The sequence below is a fragment of the Agromyces solani genome, assembly GCF_058349925.1.
The window spans coordinates 965,839-984,026 of the sequence record NZ_JBYRER010000001.1 but is presented as its reverse complement, the minus strand read 5'-3'; the positions used below and the strand labels follow the sequence as shown (position 1 = coordinate 984,026).

The window sequence follows — 18,188 nt, the reverse complement described above, 5'->3', positions numbered from 1 at the left end:
CGGATGCTCCGGCATCCGCCCGTTCGTCTCGTCCGTGCCCGGCGGCCCGCCGGGCGACCGCTCAGGCCGTGACGTGCACGCCGTCGAGCACGCGCTCGAGGTAGGGGTTCGCGAAGCGCCGTTCGGGATCGAGCTCGTCGCGCACCGCGAGGAAGTCGTCGAAGCGCGGGTACACCTCGCGCAGCGTCTCGGCGGTCTGCGTGTGCATCTTGCCCCAGTGCGGGCGGCCGTCGTGGGCGCGCATGATCTCCTCGACGGCGGCGAAGTACTCGGTCGGGTCCTCGCGGTGATAGCGGTGCACGGCGATGTAGCCGGACTCTCGCCCGTAGGCCGTCGAGAGCCAGTTCTCGTCCGCCGCGGCGGCCCGCACCTCGACCGGGAAGCTGATGCGCCAGCCCTTGCGCTCGATGAGTGCGCGCACCTCGCGGAGCGCGTCGGGGACCTCGGCGAGCGGAATCGCGTACTCCATCTCACGGAAGCGCACGGTGCGGTTCGTCACGAACACGTCGGGCGAGAAGTCGGCGAAGTCGCGCCCGCTCTGCAACCGCTCGACCTGGCGGGCGAAGAACGGGATGACGCCGGGGGCGGCCGTGCCGAGGGCGCACACGCCGCGGAACAGCCCGTTCGCGAGCAGTTCGTCGTCGAGCCACCGCGAGGCCCGGCCGAGCGGCTTGCGCGGCGCCTCGCCCGGCAGCCTCGTGTTGGTCTTGGTCATGGCGACCTCGGTGTGCGGGTGCCAGTAGAACTCGAAGTGGTCGGCTCCGCGCACCCGCTCCTCCCAGCCGGCGAGCACGTCGACGAGCGGCTCGGGCCGCTCGACGGCATGCAGCACGTACCGCGGCACGAGCTGCAGGGTGAGCTCGACGAGCACGCCGAGCGCGCCGAGGCCCAGCCGCACCGCGGGCAGCAGTTCGGGACGTTCGCTCTCGCTCACCGTGATGAGCTCCCCGGTGCCGGTGACGAGCTTCGCCGCGACGATCTGCGTCGCGAGCCCGCCGAACCCGAGGCCGGTGCCGTGGGTTCCGGTCGAGGTGGCACCCGAGATCGACTGCCGGTCGATGTCGCCCATGTTCGCGAGCGCGAGACCGTAGGGCGCGAGGAGTGCCGGCAGGGCGTGCAGCTTCGTGCCCGCGCGGAGGGTCACCCGTCCGGTCGCGACATCGGCGTCGACGAGGCCCGAGAGGTCGGCCAGGTCGAGCTGCACACCGGGTGCCACGGCGATGCCCGTGAAGCTGTGCCCCGAGCCGACCGGCTTGATGCGCAGGTCCGACACGGCAGCGGCCTGCACGGCGCGCTGCACCGCCTCCGCCGAGGCGGGCCGTTCCACCCGAAGCGGCCGGACCTGTTCGGTCCTGCCCCAGTTGCGCCATGTCGCTCCGGTCGCGCTCACAGGAATGCCATCCCTTCTCCCCGATACGTCGGGATCATCTCGACAGTGTCGTCGCCGTCGACGACGGCGAACTCGTTCAGGTGCTCGGCGAGCTCGCCCGACTTGGTGTGCCGGAACCAGACCCGGTCGCCGATCGCGAGGCCGCGGGCCGCGCGCCCCGACACGGGGGTCTGCACTTCGCCCGCCATCTCGCGGGGCTCCATCACGAGCCCCTCCGGCCAGACGATGCGCGGCAGCCGGTCGGGCGCCGGCGGGCCGGAGGCGACCCATCCGCCGCCGAGGATCGTCGCGTGCCGCCCGCTCGGACGACGGACGACGTCGAGGGCGAAGGCGGCGGCCGGCGCGGGCGTGAAGTGCTCGTATCCGTCGAACAGGTGCCCTCCGAACAGTCCGGATCCGGCGGCGATCTCGGTCACAGACGGGTCGGCCGAGGTGCGCTCGAGCGATCCGGTGCCGCCGCCGTTGACGAACTCGAGATCGGCGACCTCGCGCACCGCCGCGACCGCGCGGGCTCGTCGCTCGAGCAGCTCGGGCATCGACCGCGACTGCATCCAGCGGTTGACCGCGCCGTCGACGGGCCGCCCCTCGGGCCGGTTCACGACGCCGGCGATCTGCGCCTCGTACGACATCATGCCCACGAGTTCGAATCCCGGCCGCTTCACGATGTACGCGGCGAGCGCGCCCGCGTCGGCGGGCTCGTGCACGGGCGAGCGGCGCACGCCGAGGTGGCCGAGCACCGGTGCGTCCCACGAGGCGTCGAGCTCGAGGCACACCCGGACGGTCTCCCGCCGGGCCGGCGGCAGCACCGCGTCGACGAGGTCGAGCTGGGCGGGCGAGTCGACCATGAGGGTCACTCGTGCGGCGAAGTCGGGGTCGGTCACCAGCCGACGGATGCCGCCGCGCTCCGCCGTCGGATAGCCGACGACGACGTCGTCGACGGTGTCGGCGAGCCAGAGCGCCTCGGCGAGCGTGTACGCGAGCACCCCGCGATAGCCCGGCATCGCGAGCAGCGCCTCGATCACGCCGCGCACGCGCAGCGACTTCGACGCGACGCGGATCGGCGTGCCGTTCGCCCGGCGGAGCATGTCGAGGGCGTTGTGCCGCAGCGCGCCGAGGTGCAGCGCTCCCACGGGCGCGTCGAGGTGCCGCGTCGCCGCCGTCAGCCGCGGCCAGTACTCCGACGGCCGGCGCCAGCTCGAGGCATCCGCGAGGGGGGTGCCGGTCTTGCGCAGGTCGAGGGCGGCCATCAGCGCACGCCCCGCACCCGCGCGACCGCGAACGCGCCCGCCGTCGAGAGCGCCGCACCGAGCAGGAAGACGAGCATGAACGAGCCCGAGACGACGACCGCGGCGGCGCCGATCATCGGCGCGACCGCCTGCGGCACCGCCGAGGCGATGTTCATGATGCCGAGGTCCTTGCCGCGGCTCGCCGCGTCGGGCAGCACCTGGGTCGCGAGCGCCTGGTCGACCGACAGGAAGCAGCCGTAGCCGAGGCCCAGCATGCCGGCCGCGATCATCGCGACCGTGAGGTCGGGGAAGAGCGCGAGCAGCAGCGCGGCGGCGCCCTGCAGCGCCGAGGCGACGAACACGAACTGCTTGCGGCGCCCGAGCCGGTCGGACAGCCTGCCGCCGACGAGCGACGCGAGGATCACGAACACCATGTACACGAGCGTCAGCACGATGAGGTCGTCCTCGGCGTGCTCGTCGTTCAGCTGGAACATGAGGAAGTACAGCAGCAGGCTCGTGCCGAGCGCGTTGCCGGTCGAGACGAGCACGCGGCTGAGCAGGGTCCAGCCGAAGTCGGGGTGCTTGCGCGGGCTGATCCAGAAGCCCGCGATGATCGTGCGCAGGGTCATGGGCGTGCGGAGGGCGGGCGCGAGCGGCTCGTCGTGCCGGGTGAGGAACGGCACGGCGAGCACGACGAGCAGCACCGCGAGCAGCAGGTAGCCGAGCGAGGCGTCGGTGACGAGCTCGGTCACGAGGATGAGGCCGACGATGATGCCGACCGCCTGCGGCGCCGACATCCACCCCGAGACGAAGCCGCGCTGGTTCACCGGCACCTGGTCGGAGATCGTCGCGGTGAGCGCGGCGGTCATGATGCAGAACCCGATGGATGCCGCGACCCACGCCGCACCGATGGCCCACATCTCGGTCTGCATCCCGAGCAGCACGAGCGAGACCGCGAACACGAGCGCGCCGATGAGGATCCACGGGCGGCGACGGCCGAACCTGCTGGTCGTCCGGTCGGAGATCGCGCCGGTCAGCGGGTACGCGATGATCGTGGCGACGGCGGCGATGCCCGAGATGGTGCCGAACGCGACGACCGAGTCGACCCAGTGCTCGGGCTGCAGCTCCTCGTCGATCTGCGCGGGCAGCAGCAGTTGCACGGGCGTGAGCTGCGCCATCCAGACCCCCAGCCAGACGGTCGCGAACGAGGCGATCCATCCGGCTCCCACGCGGCGCGTGGGTTCCGCGTAGACGGCGGATGCCTCGGTGCGGGCGCCGCCGGAGGGCACGGCGGGATCGGTTCGGGTCATCGGGGGTCTGCCATTCTCGAGACGGCGTCGGCGGCCGCAGCCGCGACGCGGCCCGCCGCCGCGTCATCGCGGTCGACCAGCCAGGTGATGGTGAGGCCGTCGCTGAAGGCGACGAGCACGCGGGCGACCTGCTCGACCGGCAGGCGCCAGGTCGAGCCGGTGAACTCGGCCGCGGCGTCGAGCGCCTCGACGAGCAGCTCGACGTATCGGGCGTACTGCGCGATCGCGAGCGGATGGCGCTCGGGCGAGCGCAACGCGTACTGCGTGAGTTCGAGCATCGCCTGCTCGTGCTCGGGGTCGTCGCGCAGGTGGTCGAAGTAGCGCAGCAGCCCGGCCTCGAGCAGCTGGGCGAGGCTCGCGCCCTGCGCCGCCGCCTCGGCGAGCCCGTCGACCGCGATCGCCTTGCGCTCACGGGCGACGACGACGCCGATGAGCTCGTCGATGAGTTCGTCGCGCGATTCGAACGCGTAGTGGAAGCTCGCGAGGCTCATGCCCGCCTCCGCGACGATCGCACGGGTCGTCGCCTGAGCGAGGCCCTCGCGGGAGACGACGCGCAGCGCCGCTTCGGTGAGCGCCTCACGGCGTTCGGTCGCCGACATCCGCGTCATCGCGATCTCCTGCTCCTTCGCGGGGCACGGCCGCGCGGCGATGCGTCGGCCATGACTGGGACAAATGACCCAGTTGCATAAGTATGCAGCATCGCGCGGGCGATCGCCACGCCGGACGCTACGCTCGCATCATGCGCCTCGGGGTTCTCGACGTCGGTTCCAACACCGTTCACCTGCTCGTGGTCGACGCCCACCCGGGTGCGCGACCGATTCCCACGGCCTCGCACAAGTCCGTGCTGCGCCTCATGCGGTACCTCGAGCCCGACGGCGCGATCAACCGCGAGGGGGTCGCAGCGATCCTCTCGTCGGTCGGCGACGCTGCGAAGGCCGCGCGCGAGGCGGGCATCGACGAGCTGCTCGCGTTCGCGACGTCCGCGATCCGCGAGGCCGCCAACGGCGAGCACGTGCTCGACCTGGTCGAGCGCGAGACGGGCGTGCGGCTCTCGGTGCTGAGCGGCGACGACGAGGCGCGTCTCACGTTCCTGGCGGTGCGGCGATGGTTCGGCTGGTCGGCCGGCCGCATCCTGCTCTTCGACATCGGCGGCGGATCGCTCGAGATCGCACAGGGCGGCGACGAGGTGCCCGAGGTCGCGCGGTCGCTGCCGCTCGGCGCCGGCCGCTCGACGGTGGCGTTCCTGCCCGACGACCCGCCCTCGGCCGAGCAGGTCGATCGGCTGCGCGAGCACGCCCGGGCGGTGCTGGCCGGTGCGGTGGCCGACTTCGCCGGGATCGCCGCGCCCGACCACGTCGTCGGGTCGTCGAAGACGATCCGCTCCCTCGCCCGGCTCGCCGGCTGGACGGAGGACGGCGTCGGCTCGGACGAACGCAGCATCCTGCGGCGCAAGGGGCTCGACGACTGGATCCCCCGGCTCGCCCGCATCCCCGCCGACGCGCGCCCCGCGCTGCCCGGCATCACGGCCGACCGCACGTTCCAGATCGTGGCCGGCGCGGTGGTGCTCTCCGAGGCGATGCGGGCCTTCGACGTCGCCGAGCTGGATGTTTCGCCGTGGGCGCTCCGCGAGGGCCTCATCCTGCGCCGCCTCGACCTCATGGAGTGAGTGGCGCTCGCCCCGGCCGAGGGCCCTGCTCGACGAGCACGACGACGGCGGCCGTGCACCCCCATGCACGACCGCCGTCGGTGGATCCCTCGGATCAGCCGGCGAGCGCCTTCGCCTTCAGCTGGTCGTACTCGGCCTGCGAGATCGCGCCCGAGTCGAGCAGCCCCTTGGCCTTCTCGATGTCGGCGGCCGCCGAGCTGCCGCCGCCACCGGCGACGCTCCGGATGTACGCGTTGGCCTGCGCCTGGGCGTCCACCTGCTCCTGCATGCGCCGCTCGGCCATCGACTTGCCGCGCGCGATCAGGTAGATGAACGCCGCCAGGAACGGCAGGAACACCAGGAAGATCAGCCACAGGGCCTTGGCCCAGCCGTTGAGCGTGTGGTCGCGGAAGATGTCGATGATGACGGTGATGAAGATCCAGATGCACGCGAACATGACGTAGATCCAGAAGAGCCAGACGAGGAAGTCCCAGAAGCTGTTCATCAGCGTGCCCCTTTCGTCACTCGGCGAGACCATCTTGCGCGAGGATGCCTCGAACGTACTCCCCCGCCCGACGCGGCCACATCATTCGAATCGCATGACGCCCGGCGTGTCGGGGCGCGGACCCGGTGCCCCCACTGGGATTCGAACCCAGACTGTGGCGGGTTTAAGCCGCCTGCCTCTGCCGGTTGGGCTATGGGGGCGTGCGCCGGAACGCCGACGCGGCGCCGCCCCGAAGGGCGACGCCGCGTCACAGCATAGTCAGGGCCGAACCGCTACTTGGCGGCGACGGGCTCCTTCTTCGTCGATTTCGCAGCCTTGGCCGGTGCCTCCGCCGCAGGAGCCGGAGCCTCGACGGCCGGCGGCTTCGGGCGCGCGGCGAACAGTTCGAACTGGGCACGCGGCTGCTGCAGGGCCGAGAGCGACACGATGTCGCGGCCGAGCCAGAAGTTGTTCCACCAGCCCCAGAACACACGGAACTTGCGCTCCCAGCTGGGCATCGCGAGGCCGTGGTAGCCGCGGTGGGCGAACCAGGCGAAGAGGCCCTTGATCGCGATCTTGCCCGACTGGAACACGCCCGAGCCGATGCCGAGGCCGGCCACGGCACCGAGGTTCTTGTGCACGTACTGCTTCGGCTCCTCGCCGCGGAGCACGGCGACGATGTTCTTCGCGAGCAGCTTGCCCTGGCGCACGGCGTGCTGGGCGTTCGGCACGCAGTAGCCGCCGACGCCGCCGCCCGTGAGGTCGGGCACGGCCGAGATGTCGCCGGCCGCCCAGGCGTCGGCCACGATCTCGTCGTCCTCTTCACCGCCGACGCGGAGGTCGGCGCGGGTCTTGATGCGGCCGCGCTCCTCGACGGGCAGGTCGCTCGAGCGGACGATGGCGGGGTTCGCCATGACGCCGGCCGTCCACACGATGAGGTCGGACTCGAAGCTCTCGCCGGTCGACAGCTCGATCTTGCCGTCGACGGCGCTCGTGAGCTGCGTGTCGAGGTGGATCTCGGCACCGCGCTGCGCGAGGTGCTTGATGACCCAGTGGCTCGTGGGCAGCGAGACCTCGGGCATGATGCGCCCCATGGCCTCGATGAGGTGGAAGTGCGTCTCGTCGAACGTCAGCTGCGGGTAGTACTCGAGCAGCGCGCTCGCGAACGAGCGGAGCTCGGCGAAGACCTCGATGCCCGCGAAGCCGCCGCCGACGACCACGAAGGTGAGCAGGCGCTCGCGCTCGGGGCCGGGGGGCAGGTTCGACGCCTTGTCGAAGTTGGTGAGCACGCGGTCGCGGATCGCGACGGCCTCTTCGACCGTCTTCAGGCCGATCGCGTTGTCGGCGATGCCGGGGATCGGGAAGGTGCGCGACACCGCACCGCCCGTGACGACGACGACGTCGTACTCGAACTCCCACGGCTCGCCGAGCTCGGGGGTGATCGTCGCGGTCTTCGACGCGTGGTCGATCTTCGTGACCTTCGCGGTGACGACGTTCGTCTTCTTGAGGTGGCGGCGGTGCGAGGTGACCGAGTGGCGCGGCTCGATCGAACCCGCCGCGACCTCGGGCAGGAAGGGCTGGTACGTCATGTACGGCAGCGGGTCGACGACCGTCACCTCGGCCTCGCCGGGGCGAAGCCACTTCTCGAGCTTCCACGCCGTGTAGAACCCCGCATAGCCACCGCCGACGATGAGAATCTTGGGCACGGTGAATGGACTCCTTGGTATCTGGTGAATGCGACGCGGTGCTCGCGATCAGTCGTCGCGCGCGCGTACCGCCCGCCTGGTATGCCGAATGGCGCCGATGCCCAACAGCGCTGCTAGCGTACCAAATCCTGCGACGAGCGAGAGCGGCACCGTGATGTAGGCCAGTGTCCACGGCGTGGGCAGCATGGTCGCCGTGCCCTCGTCGACCGGTGGGGGCGGATCGGCGATCGGGACGATCTCCTGCTCCGTCGCCTCGGGCGTCGGCGTCGTCGACGTGGCGCGGCGGTGGATGGTGATCCACTCCTCGAGGCTTCCGAGCGGATTCTCGTCGACGCTCTCGACCTCGGCCTGGAGGGCGGCGACCGGATCGATGAGCCCGTAGCCGTACAGCGGGCTCGGCACCGCGTGCCCGTTCGGGTCGGCGGTCTGGATGACCCGGTTGATGACGTTGGCCGCGTCGAGCTCGGGGTACTCGGCGCGCACGAGCGCGACCATGCCGGAGACGAGCGGGGCCGCGCCGCTCGTGCCGCTCCAGATCGCGACGCGGCCGTCGGGCCGCACGCCGACGAGGTCCTCGCTGGGGGCGGCGACGCCGAGCGTGATGCCCTGGGCGCTCGCGTCGAGGCTCGCGTTCTTCTCCTTGTCGACGCCCGCGACGGCGAGCACGCCGGGGATCGTCGCCGGAGCGCCGACCTCGGTCGTGCCGCTGCCGCGGTTGCCGGCCGCCGCGACGACGACGACGTCGTGCTCGAACGCGTACGTGAACGCGTCGTCCCAGCTCTCGGGCCAGTCGCGGGTGTTGCGGGTGAGCGACATGTTGATCACGTCGGCGCCGTTGTCGACGGCCCACTTCACGCCTTCGGCGATCTGCTCGTCGTTCGACTTCTCGGCGCCCGTGTCCTGGCCGAACGCGACCGACACGGTCAGCAGGTCGGCCTCGGGCGCCACGCCGATCACGCCGTTCCCCTCGCCGGTGCCGCGACCGGCGAGGAGCGAGGCGACCATCGTGCCGTGGGCGCTGTCCTCGGGGTCGCCGACGGGCGTCTGCCCATCGGGGGTGCCGAGGCCCGAGACATCCGTGCCGCCCTTCACGACACCCCGGAGCTCGGTGACGCTGCCGTTCACGCCGGTGTCGATGATCGCGACCGTGACGCCCTTGCCCTGCGTCGTCGACCACGCCGTCGTGAATCCGTAGTCCCCGAGCCAGTACTCGTAGTCGCGCACCGTGTCGGCCTGCGCCGGCGCCGCGCCGCCGAGTGCGACCGCGACCGCCGCGACGACGGCGACCGCCGACCTCGCGACGGTCGCGCGCGCGCGTTCGGCACGGCTGGACGGGGTCATGCCTCGTCGACTCCGTAGTCGGGGCACTTGCAGACGTCGGGCGACCAGCTCGATCGGGCGAGCGCCAGGTCGCCGATGGGGTTCGCCCCGGGGCCTGCGGCGAGCGCGTGGGCGGCGAGCGCGTGCAGGCACTTGACGCGCGTCGGCATGCCGCCGGCGGAGATGCCCGCGATCTCGGCCACGTCGCCGAACTGCCCGCGGTCGGCCAGGTAGTCGCGGTGCGCCTGCTCGTAGCCGGCGCGCACCTCGTCGTCGTTCGCGAGCAGCTCGCTGAACTCGACCATCAGCTGGCCGGCCTCGAGGAACGACATCGCCGCCGTCGCGGCCGGGTGCGACAGGTAGTAGAACGTCGGGAACGGCGTCCCGTCGGCCAGCCGAGGCGCGGTCGCGACGACGGTGGGGTTGCCGCACACGCAGCGCGCGGCGATGCCGACCACGTCGCGGACGGGGCGGCCGAGCTGCGCCGTGAGGATGCGGAGGTCGCGCTCGGCGACCGGCTCGAAGGGCGGGCGGGTCATCGGCCCTCCTCCGTCGACGGGGCGTCGGTCGCGGGCGCGTCGGTCGCGCCCGCCTCGGGCGCGAGCCCCGCGGTCATCACGGAGTCGAGCAGGGTGCGCATCCAATCGCCCTTCGATTCGGTCACTTCGGCCGAGACGGCCGTCGTCTCTTCGGTCTTCGCGGCCGCGTCGCGGTCGTCGATGACGAGGTAGCTCACCTCGCCCGGCATCACGTAGTAGAGCCGCTCACGCGCCTGCGTGACGATGAACGTCTCGTCGTTCCAGCGCTCGCGCTCGTCGCGGAGCCGCTGGACCTCCTCCTCCTGGGCGGAGACGGCGGCCCTGAGCTCCGCGAGCTGCGCACGCTGCTGGGCGAACGCGGCGATCGTCGGCGCGAGCACCACGACCGCGAGCACGAGTATGCCCAACATGATCAGCGAGAATCCTGAGAATCGGATGCCGCTGAGCCAACCCGCTCGCGTCGCCGACGCCGACCCGCGGCCGGACGGGGCGGTCGCGCGCGGCTTCGCGTTCCGCGGCGTCGCGCCGCCCGGGTGCCCGCCGGAGCGCTTCGCGCGCGGCGACGTGCTCGGCGTCGCGGGCTTCGTGCCCGAGACCGCCGGCTTCGCGTCGGTCGAAGCCGGCTTCGCGCGCTTCGTCGTGGCCGGCTCCGAGGCATCCGCCCCGGGCTTCGGGCGCGACCGCGGCACGCGGGAGCCCGCCGGGTTCGCGGGCCGGCGAGGGGTGCGGGAGGAGTCGCCGTTCATCGCCCTCCTCATGACGGCCCGGAAGACGACGACGGGGGCGGCCACCCGGCCGCCCCCGTCGCGATGTCGCTACGCGATCACGCCGTGAAGCGCGGGAACGCCGTGCGGCCCGCGTACACCGCGGCCTCACCGAGCTCTTCTTCGATCCTCAGAAGCTGATTGTACTTCGCGACGCGCTCCGACCGGGCGGGCGCGCCCGTCTTGATCTGACCCGCGTTCGTGGCGACCGCGAGGTCGGCGATCGTCGTGTCCTCGGTCTCGCCCGAACGGTGCGAGAGCACCGCGGTGTAGCCCGAGCGCTGCGCGAGCGACACGGCGTCGAGGGTCTCGGTCAGCGTGCCGATCTGGTTGACCTTCACGAGGATCGAGTTGCCCGTGCGCTTGGCGATGCCGTCGGCCAGGCGCTTCGGGTTGGTGACGAACAGGTCGTCGCCGACGAGCTGCAGCTTGCCGCCCAGCTCGGCGGTGAGGGCGGCCCAGCCCTCCCAGTCGTCCTCGGCCAGCGGGTCCTCGATCGACACGAGCGGGTAGGCGGCGGCGAGCTCGGCGTAGTACGCGCTCATCTCGGCGGCGCTGCGGTCCTTGCCCTCGAAGCGGTAGGCGCCGTTCTCGAAGAACTCGGTCGACGCGACGTCGAGGCCGAGCGCGATGTCGGTGCCGAGCGTGAAGCCGGCCTTGCCGATCGCCTCCGAGATGAGGTCGAGCGCCGCGCGGTTGTTCGCGAGGTCGGGCGCGAAGCCGCCCTCGTCGCCGAGGCCCGTCGAGAGGCCGTTGGCCTTGAGCAGGCTCTTGAGCGCGTGATAGGTCTCGACGCCCCAGCGCAGACCCTCCGAGAAGGTCGGCGCGCCGACCGGGAGGATCATGAACTCCTGGATGTCGACACCGGTGTCGGCGTGGGCGCCGCCGTTGATGATGTTCATCATGGGCACGGGCAGCACGTGCGCGTTCGGGCCGCCGAGGTAGCGGAAGAGCGGCAGGTCGGCCGAGTCGGCCGCCGCCTTCGAGACCGCGAGGCTCACGCCGAGGATGGCGTTCGCGCCGAGGCGGCTCTTGTTGTCGGTGCCGTCGGCCTCGATGAGGGCGGCGTCGACGAGTCGCTGGTCGCTCGCGTCGAGGTCCTCGATGGCCGGGCCGAGCTCGTCGAGCACGGCGTCGACGGCCTTCTGCACGCCCTTGCCGAGGTAGCGGTCGGCGTCGCCGTCGCGCAGTTCATAGGCCTCGAAGGCGCCGGTCGAGGCACCCGAGGGCACCGCCGCACGGGCGAGCGTGCCGTCGTCGAGCAGCACCTCGACCTCGACGGTCGGGTTGCCGCGCGAATCGAGAATCTCGCGCGCACCTACAGCTTCGATGAATGCCACAGTGGACTCCTCTGTGATGGGGGTGACTGGTGGACGACGCCGTCGTGATCCGCTCACGAGTCTAGAGGTCGAGGATGTCTCGTGCTCGCCGCGTGACGCCCGCGGGCCGGGTTGGCGCGATCCATGTGCAGCTTGGCTTCGAGTGTCGCCGTTCGCGCCCGGAGCGCCCGTTGAAGCGGGCGGGCTCGGTCGGAACGGCGACGCTCGCGGGCGTGGGCCGGCGTTACGCGGAGAGCTCGCGGAACTCGAGGGAGGCGGCGTCGGGCGTCGCGGCGGTCACCGAGGCGAACGCCTCGAAGCCGTCGGCGGTCACGCGGTCGAGCAGGGCGCGCACGTTCTTCACGCGGCGCTCGAGGCGAACGCGCGCTCCGGCGGCGACGAGCTCGCCCTTGATCGCGAGCAGGCGGTCGGCCGGGACATCCCCGTCGTGCACGAGGACCACGGCGCGCGGCCGCGCGTCGTCCCGCACCTCGAGGAGGTCGACGATGCGCTCGAAGCCGATCGAGAAGCCGCAGGCCGGCACCTCCTGGCCGAGGAAGCGCCCGACCATGTGGTCGTAGCGACCGCCGCCGCCGAGCGAGTAGCCGAACTCGGGGTGCGCGATCTCGAAGATCGTTCCGGTGTAGTAGCCCATGCCGCGCACGAGCGTCGGGTCGAACTCGATCGCCGCGCCCGGCAGCGCCTGCCGGATCGCGAGCAGGTCGGCGTACGCAGCCCGGTCGAGCCAGGCGGGCGGCGGCACGACGCCCGACGCCAGGTTCCAGTCGGCGGAGGTGAGCGCGTCGAGCTCCGCCGCGACCGGGGCGTCGGCCCCGACGACGCCGAGTTCGACGAGTTCGGCCGCCACTCCCCCGGTGCCGATCTTGTCGAGCTTGTCGATCGTGATGAGCGCTCGCTCGCGCAGGTCGTCGTGCACGCCCCACGATGCGAGGATGCCCTGCAGGATGCGCCGGTCGTTGATGCGGATCGTGCAGCCCGAGAGGCCGAGCGCGTCGAGCGTCGCGACGGTCGCGGTGAGCAGCTCGAGCTCGGCGAGCGGCGTCGCGTCGCCGATCACGTCGATGTCGCACTGCACGAACTGGCGGTAGCGGCCCTTCTGCGGGCGCTCGGCTCGCCAGACGGGAGCGATCTGGATCGAGCGGAACACGGGCGGCAAGGCGGCGCGGTGCGTCGCGTAGAACCGGGCGAGCGGCACGGTCAGGTCGTAGCGCAGGCCGAGGTCGGCCAGTGCGAGGGCGTCGCCGGATGCCGCGGCCGCCGCCAGGTCGTCGGCCGTGAGCCCGCGCTTCATGACGGCGAAGGCGAGCTTCTCGTTGTCGCCGCCGAGGCCCGCGTGCAGTCGCGCCGAGTCCTCCATGACCGGCGTCTCGATCTCGTCGAAGCCGTGCGCCGCGTAGACGCCGCGGATCACACCGAGGGCGTGCTCGCGTCGCGCCTTCTCGGCGGGGAGGAAGTCGCGCATGCCGCGCGGGGGCGTCACGTTCTGGGCCATGCGTGCCATTCTTCCAGTCGCAGGCGGCCGGCTCGTCCCGTCGAGACCCGCAACGACCCGGCATCGGCTTCGCAACGGCTTGGCAACGCCTCGCGCGCGACCCTCGCGCCCGGGCGCTGCGCCGCCCTACACTCGACCGACGACGCCCGGCGGGCCACCCCGGCGTCGCAGGGGGGAGACCGCATGTCGGGCATCACGGTCGAGGGCGTCGCCCGCTCGTTCGGCGAGGTGCGCGCCGTACGGCGCGCGAGCTTCGAGGTCGCGGCGGGCTCGGTCGCCGGGCTGATCGGGCCGAACGGCGCCGGCAAGACGACGCTGCTCCTCATGCTCGCGACCCTGCTCGCCCCCGACGCCGGACGCATCCGGGTCGCGGGCTTCGACCCCGTGACCGAACCGCACCAGGTGCGGCGCCGAATGGGGTGGATGCCCGACGCACTCGGCTCCTGGCCCGCGCTCAGCGTCCGGACCGCGCTCACCACGAGCGGGCGCATGTACGGGATGACGTTCGACGAGGCATCCGTTCGCGCCGAGGAGCTCATCGAGCTCGTGGGGCTCGCGCCGCTCGCCGACCAGCCCACGCGGGTGCTCTCCCGGGGCCAGAAGCAGCGGCTGAGCCTCGCCCGCGCCCTCGTGCACGACCCCGAGGTGCTGCTGCTCGACGAGCCCGCCTCGGGGCTCGATCCCGCCGCCCGCACCGAGCTGCGCGAGCTCGTGCGGCGCCTCGCCGGGGAGGGCAAGACGGTGATCGTCTCGAGTCACGTGCTCGCCGAGCTCGAGGAGATGGCCGACACGGCGGTCTACCTCGCCGCCGGCGAGACGGCCGCGCCCGATGAGGTCGAGCGGGCCGGCCGCACCGCGCGCGCCTGGCGCATCCGTTCGCTCGACCCCGAACGGCTCGCCGCGGTGCTCGGCGCCGCGGGCTACGGCGAGGTGGCGGCGTTCGACCGCTTCGGCGCGATCGTGCCGTTCTCGAGCGAGGCCGACGCGGCGCAGATGCTCGCCCACCTCGTCGGCTCGGGGGTGCCGATCTCGTCGTTCGCCCCGGCGGTGGGCGACCTCGAGCACGTCTTCCACGACCTCAACCGCCCGGGAGGCGAGGCATGAGCGGCTTCCTGCGCGGCATGTGGCTCATCGTCGTGCTCGACCTCAAGCAGCGGGTGCGCGGCGTCGCCTGGTACGTGCTGCTCGGCGTGTTCGTCGTGCTCGTGGCGGCCGTCACCGCACTCGTCGTCGTCTCGACGACGGCGTGGACCTCGGGCGGCGGCGGCGTGTTCTCGACGGTGGTCTTCTTCGTGCTGCTGCTCGGCACCCTCGTCTCGCCGGCCCTCAGCGGCAACGCGATCAACGGCGAGCGCGACGCTGGCACGCTCGCGACGACCCAGGTGACCCTCGTGACGACGGCGCAGCTCGTGATCGGCAAGTGGGTCGCCGCGTGGCTGACCGCGCTCGCGTTCCTGGCCGCGTCGCTGCCGTTCCTCACCTTCGGCATCGTGCTCGGCGACGTCTCCGCGGCGACGGTCTTCACCTCGGTGCTCGTGCTCGCGATCGAGCTCGGCGTCATCGCCGCCGTCGGCGTCGGGCTCTCGGGCGTGATCACCCGCCCGCTCTTCTCGGTCGTCGTCACCTACCTCGTCGTCGCGGCGCTGTCGGTGGGCACGCTCATCGCCTTCGGGCTCGGCGGGGCCGCGATCCAGACCCCCGTCCGGCAGACGTACATCGCGGTCGACCACGACCGGCTCGACGAGAAGGGCCTCGCGCCCGACGGCGGCGAGGTGCCCTGCCTCCCGCCGAGCACCTGGGAGAGCACGACGCCGCGCTTCGACCTCGTGTGGGGATTCCTCGCGGCGAACCCGTACGTCGTCGTCGCGGACGCCGCACCGGGGACGTTCGACGAGTACGGCAACCCGAGCGACCTGTTCGGCTGGATCGCCGTCGGCGTGCGCCAGGCGCAGCAGCCGCCCGAGACCGACGTCGTCACCGACGAGTGCGCGGCCTGGTCGAAGGGCGGAGGCGTCTACGACGACTATCCGACCCCGCAGGAGATCTACGACCGTTCGGTTCCCTCGTGGTTCGTCGGGCTCACGATCCACGTGCTGCTCGGGGCCGGCGCGCTCGTCTGGGCGTGGAAGCGCACCGAGGTGCCGGCGAGGCGGCTCGCGGCCGGAAGCCGGATCGCGTAGGCCGCCGTCAGCCGGCGACGCCCGCCGCGCCCGACTGCTCGACGCCGTGCACTTCGGCCTCGAAGGCGCGCACCGCGCCCCGCAGCGCCCGTTCGGCGTCGAGCCCCTGCGAGCGGGCCGAGGCGGCGAGTCCGAACAGCAGGCGGCCGAGCTCGTCCTCGGTCGACGGCGCGATCGGCGCGGGCCCCGAGGCATCCGCGATCGCCGCGGCGGTGACGCCCGCCTTCTCGGCCTTGCCGAGCATCTTCTGCGCGAGCGCGAGCGCGGGCATGCCGCGCGGCACCCCGTCGAGCACGCTCGTGCGGTGCGGCTTCTCGTCGGCCTTCAGGTCCTCCCAGAAGGCGACGACGTCGTCGGCCGTCTCGGCCTCGCGGTCGCCGAACACGTGCGGATGCCGCGACACCATCTTGGCCGTCATGTGGCGTGCGACGTCGTCGATGTCGAACCGCTCGCCGTCGGTGTGCGCCGCGATGTCTGCGTGGAAGAGCACCTGGTACAGCACGTCGCCGAGCTCCTCGATCATCTCGGCTCGGTCGCCCGCCTCGATCGCGTCGATCAGCTCCCAGCACTCCTCCACGAGGTACTGCACGAGCGACTCGTGCGTCTGGTCGGCGTCCCACGGGCAGCCGCCCGGGGCGCGCAGCAGGGCGACCGTGGCGATGAGTTCGTCGAGACCGGCGTGGGCTTGGCTCATACCGGCAGCCTATGCCGGGCGGACCGCGTCGGGCCCGCGCCCGACCGGCTCAGTGCACGAATGCGAGCAGCAGCGCGACGGCGATGAAGAGGCCGCCGAACACGAGGTTGAGCGTGCGCTGGCCGCGCTCGGTGCGGGTGAATCGGCGGAAGCCGTGCGCGGCCGCCGCGAAGAAGCCCCACATCACGGCGATGTCGACCGTGATGACCGTGATCGTCACGATGAGGTACTGCAGCCACAGCGGCTCGCCCGGACGGATGAACTGCGGCAGGAACGCCAGGAAGAACACGATCGCCTTCGGGTTCAGCAGGTTCACCCAGAGCCCTCGCGTGAACATCGACCATCGGCTCTCGGATGTCGCGGCGAGCGCCGGCCCCGCGGCATCCGGCTCGTCGTCATCGTCGTCGGCCGCGGCCGGCGTGGGCTTCGCGAGCATCTGCCGGATGCCGAGGTAGACGAGGTATGCGGCGCCCGCGTACCGGATGACGTTGAACGCCAGCTCGGACGAGGCGACGAGCACGCCGACGCCGAGCGCGACGATCACGATGTGGATGAGCAGAGCCGCCTGCTGGCCGAGGATGCCCCAGATCGAGCGGCGGAAGCCGTGGGTGAGCGAGTTGCCCATCGTGTTGATGGCGCCGGCGCCCGGGGTGAAGCTGATCACGAGGCACGCGACGAGCAGCGTGATCCAGAGCGAGAACGGCATCGCACCAGCCTAGGCGGCGCAGGGGCCGGTGCTCGCCGCCGTCGGGGGACCGCGGTGCGGCGACGCCGTCGCGCGGCGGGCCGCCGATAGGATCGACCCGGAGAGCCGGGAAGTCTGGTCGGCAGCACACGTACGTCGTACCCGAAGGATCCGCATGAACGTCCTCCGTTCCGAACGCTGGGCCGCCGCCCTCCTGCTGATCGCCGCCGCGCTCGGCCTCATCATCGCGAACACGCCCGCCGGGTCGTCGCTCATCGAGCTGAAGACCGAGCACCTCGACCTGCCGTGGCTCGGTCTCGACCTGTCGATCGGGCATTGGATCAGCGACGGCCTGCTCGCGATCTTCTTCTTCATCGTCGCCGTCGAGCTCAAGCGCGAACTCGTGATCGGCGAGCTGAACTCGCTGTCGAAGGCGCTGCTGCCGGCGATCGCGGCGGTCGGCGGCGTCATCGTGCCCGCGCTCATCTACGTCGCATTCACGGCCGGCACCGAGACCGTCGACGGCTGGCCGATCCCGACGGCGACCGACATCGCCTTCGCCCTCGGGGTGCTCGCCGTGTTCGGCACCTGGATCCCGACGCGCGTCCGCGTCTTCCTCCTCGCCCTCGCCGTGCTCGACGACCTCATCGCGATCCTCATCATCGCGTTCTTCTTCACGAGCGACGCCGACCTCGCCGCGCTCGGGTTCGCGGGTATCGCGATCGTGCTGTTCGGCGCGGTGAGCCGGCTCCTGAAGCCGCGCTCGGCGTACATCCTCGGCCGGCGCCCGCAGTGGCCGATCGTGCTGCTGCTCGTCGTGCTCGGCGTCGTCGCGTGGTACTTCGTCTACCGGTCGGGCGTGCACGCGACGATCGCGGGCGTCGCGCTCGGCCTCGTGATGAGTCGCCGCCCAGGCGGCCGGGCGGCGCACGTCCTCGAGCCGTGGTCGAACGGCGTGATCCTGCCGCTGTTCGCGCTGTCGGCGGCGATGGTCGCGGTGCCGCAGATGGCGCCGAGCGAGCTCGACCCGGCGTTCTGGGGCATCCTCGTGGCGCTGCCCGTCGGCAAGGTCCTCGGCATCTCGCTCGTCGGCGGGCTCGGCGGACTCGTCGCGCACCGTCGCGCCGACGCGACGCCGCTCACGTTCGTCGACCTGCTCGTCGTCGGCGCCCTCGGGGGCGTCGGCTTCACCGTCTCGCTGCTCATGAACGAACTCGCCTTCGCGGGCATGCCCGAGATCGCCGACAAGGGCACGCTCGCGGTGCTGCTCGGTTCGGGCATCGCGATCGTCGTGTCGGCGATCGCCGTCGCGCTGCGGTCGTCGTGGTACCGACGGCACGGCGCGAAATCGGGCGTCGGCGGCGCGTTCGCGCACTGACGCGCGGCGATCGCCGACGGTCGCCGATCCACCCG

Annotated in this window: 18 protein-coding genes and 1 tRNA gene; 5 read left to right on the top strand and 14 right to left on the bottom strand. The window is 72.1% G+C overall.

Going from position 1 to position 18,188, the window contains the following annotated elements; translation table 11 throughout:
* Positions 1 to 61: 61 nt before the first annotated feature.
* The 4 genes from AC3RJ7_RS04580 to AC3RJ7_RS04565 are packed head-to-tail and all read right to left on the bottom strand — an operon-like array spanning position 62 to position 4,534.
* Positions 62 to 1,390, bottom strand: a complete 1,329-nt coding sequence (locus AC3RJ7_RS04580; RefSeq protein WP_491454640.1) for a D-arabinono-1,4-lactone oxidase — start codon at positions 1,388 to 1,390, stop codon at positions 62 to 64.
* Positions 1,387 to 2,637 (bottom strand): alanine racemase, encoded by a 1,251-nt coding sequence (locus AC3RJ7_RS04575; protein ID WP_491454639.1) that lies wholly within the window; start codon positions 2,635 to 2,637, stop codon positions 1,387 to 1,389. Before AC3RJ7_RS04575 ends, AC3RJ7_RS04580 begins: the two co-directional genes overlap by 4 nt.
* Positions 2,637 to 3,926: an MFS transporter gene (locus AC3RJ7_RS04570; RefSeq protein WP_491454638.1), complete on the bottom strand. Its 1,290-nt coding sequence runs from the start codon at positions 3,924 to 3,926 to the stop codon at positions 2,637 to 2,639. The genes AC3RJ7_RS04575 and AC3RJ7_RS04570 overlap by 1 nt, the downstream gene beginning before the upstream one ends.
* Positions 3,923 to 4,534 (bottom strand): TetR/AcrR family transcriptional regulator, encoded by a 612-nt coding sequence (locus tag AC3RJ7_RS04565; RefSeq protein ID WP_491454637.1) that lies wholly within the window; start codon positions 4,532 to 4,534, stop codon positions 3,923 to 3,925. The genes AC3RJ7_RS04570 and AC3RJ7_RS04565 overlap by 4 nt, the downstream gene beginning before the upstream one ends.
* A 131-nt stretch (positions 4,535 to 4,665) precedes the next feature.
* Here AC3RJ7_RS04565 and AC3RJ7_RS04560 point away from each other — a divergent pair, with 131 nt between their 5' ends.
* Complete coding sequence (locus AC3RJ7_RS04560) at positions 4,666 to 5,592, top strand: Ppx/GppA phosphatase family protein (RefSeq protein ID WP_491454636.1); 927 nt, start codon at positions 4,666 to 4,668, stop codon at positions 5,590 to 5,592.
* Between the two features lie 94 nt (positions 5,593 to 5,686).
* Here AC3RJ7_RS04560 and AC3RJ7_RS04555 read toward each other — a convergent pair whose 3' ends face one another.
* From AC3RJ7_RS04555 to AC3RJ7_RS04530, 6 genes are all read right to left on the bottom strand, one after another.
* Entirely contained in the window at positions 5,687 to 6,076 is a 390-nt protein-coding gene (locus AC3RJ7_RS04555; protein ID WP_491454635.1) for an SHOCT domain-containing protein, read from the bottom strand.
* A gap of 126 nt (positions 6,077 to 6,202) precedes the next feature.
* Positions 6,203 to 6,276 (bottom strand) — tRNA-Leu (locus AC3RJ7_RS04550).
* A gap of 72 nt (positions 6,277 to 6,348) precedes the next feature.
* Positions 6,349 to 7,761, bottom strand: a complete 1,413-nt coding sequence (locus tag AC3RJ7_RS04545; protein ID WP_491454634.1) for an NAD(P)/FAD-dependent oxidoreductase — start codon at positions 7,759 to 7,761, stop codon at positions 6,349 to 6,351.
* A gap of 48 nt (positions 7,762 to 7,809) precedes the next feature.
* On the bottom strand, positions 7,810 to 9,102 hold the full coding sequence (locus AC3RJ7_RS04540) for a S8 family serine peptidase (RefSeq protein ID WP_491454633.1): 1,293 nt from the start codon (positions 9,100 to 9,102) through the stop codon (positions 7,810 to 7,812).
* A complete protein-coding gene (locus tag AC3RJ7_RS04535) occupies positions 9,099 to 9,620 on the bottom strand; it encodes a DUF501 domain-containing protein (protein ID WP_491454632.1) in 522 nt (173 codons plus the stop codon). The genes AC3RJ7_RS04540 and AC3RJ7_RS04535 overlap by 4 nt, the downstream gene beginning before the upstream one ends.
* Complete coding sequence (locus AC3RJ7_RS04530) at positions 9,617 to 10,030, bottom strand: FtsB family cell division protein (RefSeq protein WP_491454631.1); 414 nt, start codon at positions 10,028 to 10,030, stop codon at positions 9,617 to 9,619. Before AC3RJ7_RS04530 ends, AC3RJ7_RS04535 begins: the two co-directional genes overlap by 4 nt.
* A gap of 25 nt (positions 10,031 to 10,055) precedes the next feature.
* Between AC3RJ7_RS04530 and AC3RJ7_RS04525 the strand changes: the two genes are divergently transcribed.
* Positions 10,056 to 10,454, top strand: coding sequence for a hypothetical protein (locus AC3RJ7_RS04525; protein ID WP_491454630.1), 399 nt, complete (start codon positions 10,056 to 10,058; stop codon positions 10,452 to 10,454).
* On the opposite strand, the gene eno is transcribed toward AC3RJ7_RS04525, so the two are convergent.
* Together eno and hisS are read right to left on the bottom strand one after the other, a co-directional pair.
* Positions 10,444 to 11,724, bottom strand: coding sequence for a phosphopyruvate hydratase (eno, locus tag AC3RJ7_RS04520; protein ID WP_491454629.1), 1,281 nt, complete (start codon positions 11,722 to 11,724; stop codon positions 10,444 to 10,446). The genes AC3RJ7_RS04525 and eno overlap by 11 nt on opposite strands.
* A 223-nt stretch (positions 11,725 to 11,947) precedes the next feature.
* Complete coding sequence (gene hisS / locus AC3RJ7_RS04515; RefSeq protein ID WP_491454628.1) at positions 11,948 to 13,216, bottom strand: histidine--tRNA ligase; 1,269 nt, start codon at positions 13,214 to 13,216, stop codon at positions 11,948 to 11,950.
* Between the two features lie 183 nt (positions 13,217 to 13,399).
* Between hisS and AC3RJ7_RS04510 the strand changes: the two genes are divergently transcribed.
* Together AC3RJ7_RS04510 and AC3RJ7_RS04505 are read left to right on the top strand one after the other, a co-directional pair.
* Entirely contained in the window at positions 13,400 to 14,320 is a 921-nt protein-coding gene (locus AC3RJ7_RS04510) for an ABC transporter ATP-binding protein (protein WP_491454627.1), read from the top strand.
* Positions 14,317 to 15,396, top strand: coding sequence for an ABC transporter permease (locus tag AC3RJ7_RS04505; RefSeq protein ID WP_491454626.1), 1,080 nt, complete (start codon positions 14,317 to 14,319; stop codon positions 15,394 to 15,396). The genes AC3RJ7_RS04510 and AC3RJ7_RS04505 overlap by 4 nt, the downstream gene beginning before the upstream one ends.
* A gap of 7 nt (positions 15,397 to 15,403) precedes the next feature.
* On the opposite strand, the gene AC3RJ7_RS04500 is transcribed toward AC3RJ7_RS04505, so the two are convergent.
* Both AC3RJ7_RS04500 and AC3RJ7_RS04495 read right to left on the bottom strand, forming a co-directional pair.
* Complete coding sequence (locus AC3RJ7_RS04500; RefSeq protein ID WP_491454625.1) at positions 15,404 to 16,090, bottom strand: MazG family protein; 687 nt, start codon at positions 16,088 to 16,090, stop codon at positions 15,404 to 15,406.
* A gap of 49 nt (positions 16,091 to 16,139) precedes the next feature.
* Positions 16,140 to 16,796, bottom strand: coding sequence for a LysE family transporter (locus AC3RJ7_RS04495; RefSeq protein ID WP_491454624.1), 657 nt, complete (start codon positions 16,794 to 16,796; stop codon positions 16,140 to 16,142).
* A gap of 154 nt (positions 16,797 to 16,950) precedes the next feature.
* Here AC3RJ7_RS04495 and nhaA point away from each other — a divergent pair, with 154 nt between their 5' ends.
* Entirely contained in the window at positions 16,951 to 18,153 is a 1,203-nt protein-coding gene (nhaA, locus tag AC3RJ7_RS04490) for a Na+/H+ antiporter NhaA (protein WP_491454623.1), read from the top strand.
* Positions 18,154 to 18,188 lie beyond the last annotated feature (35 nt).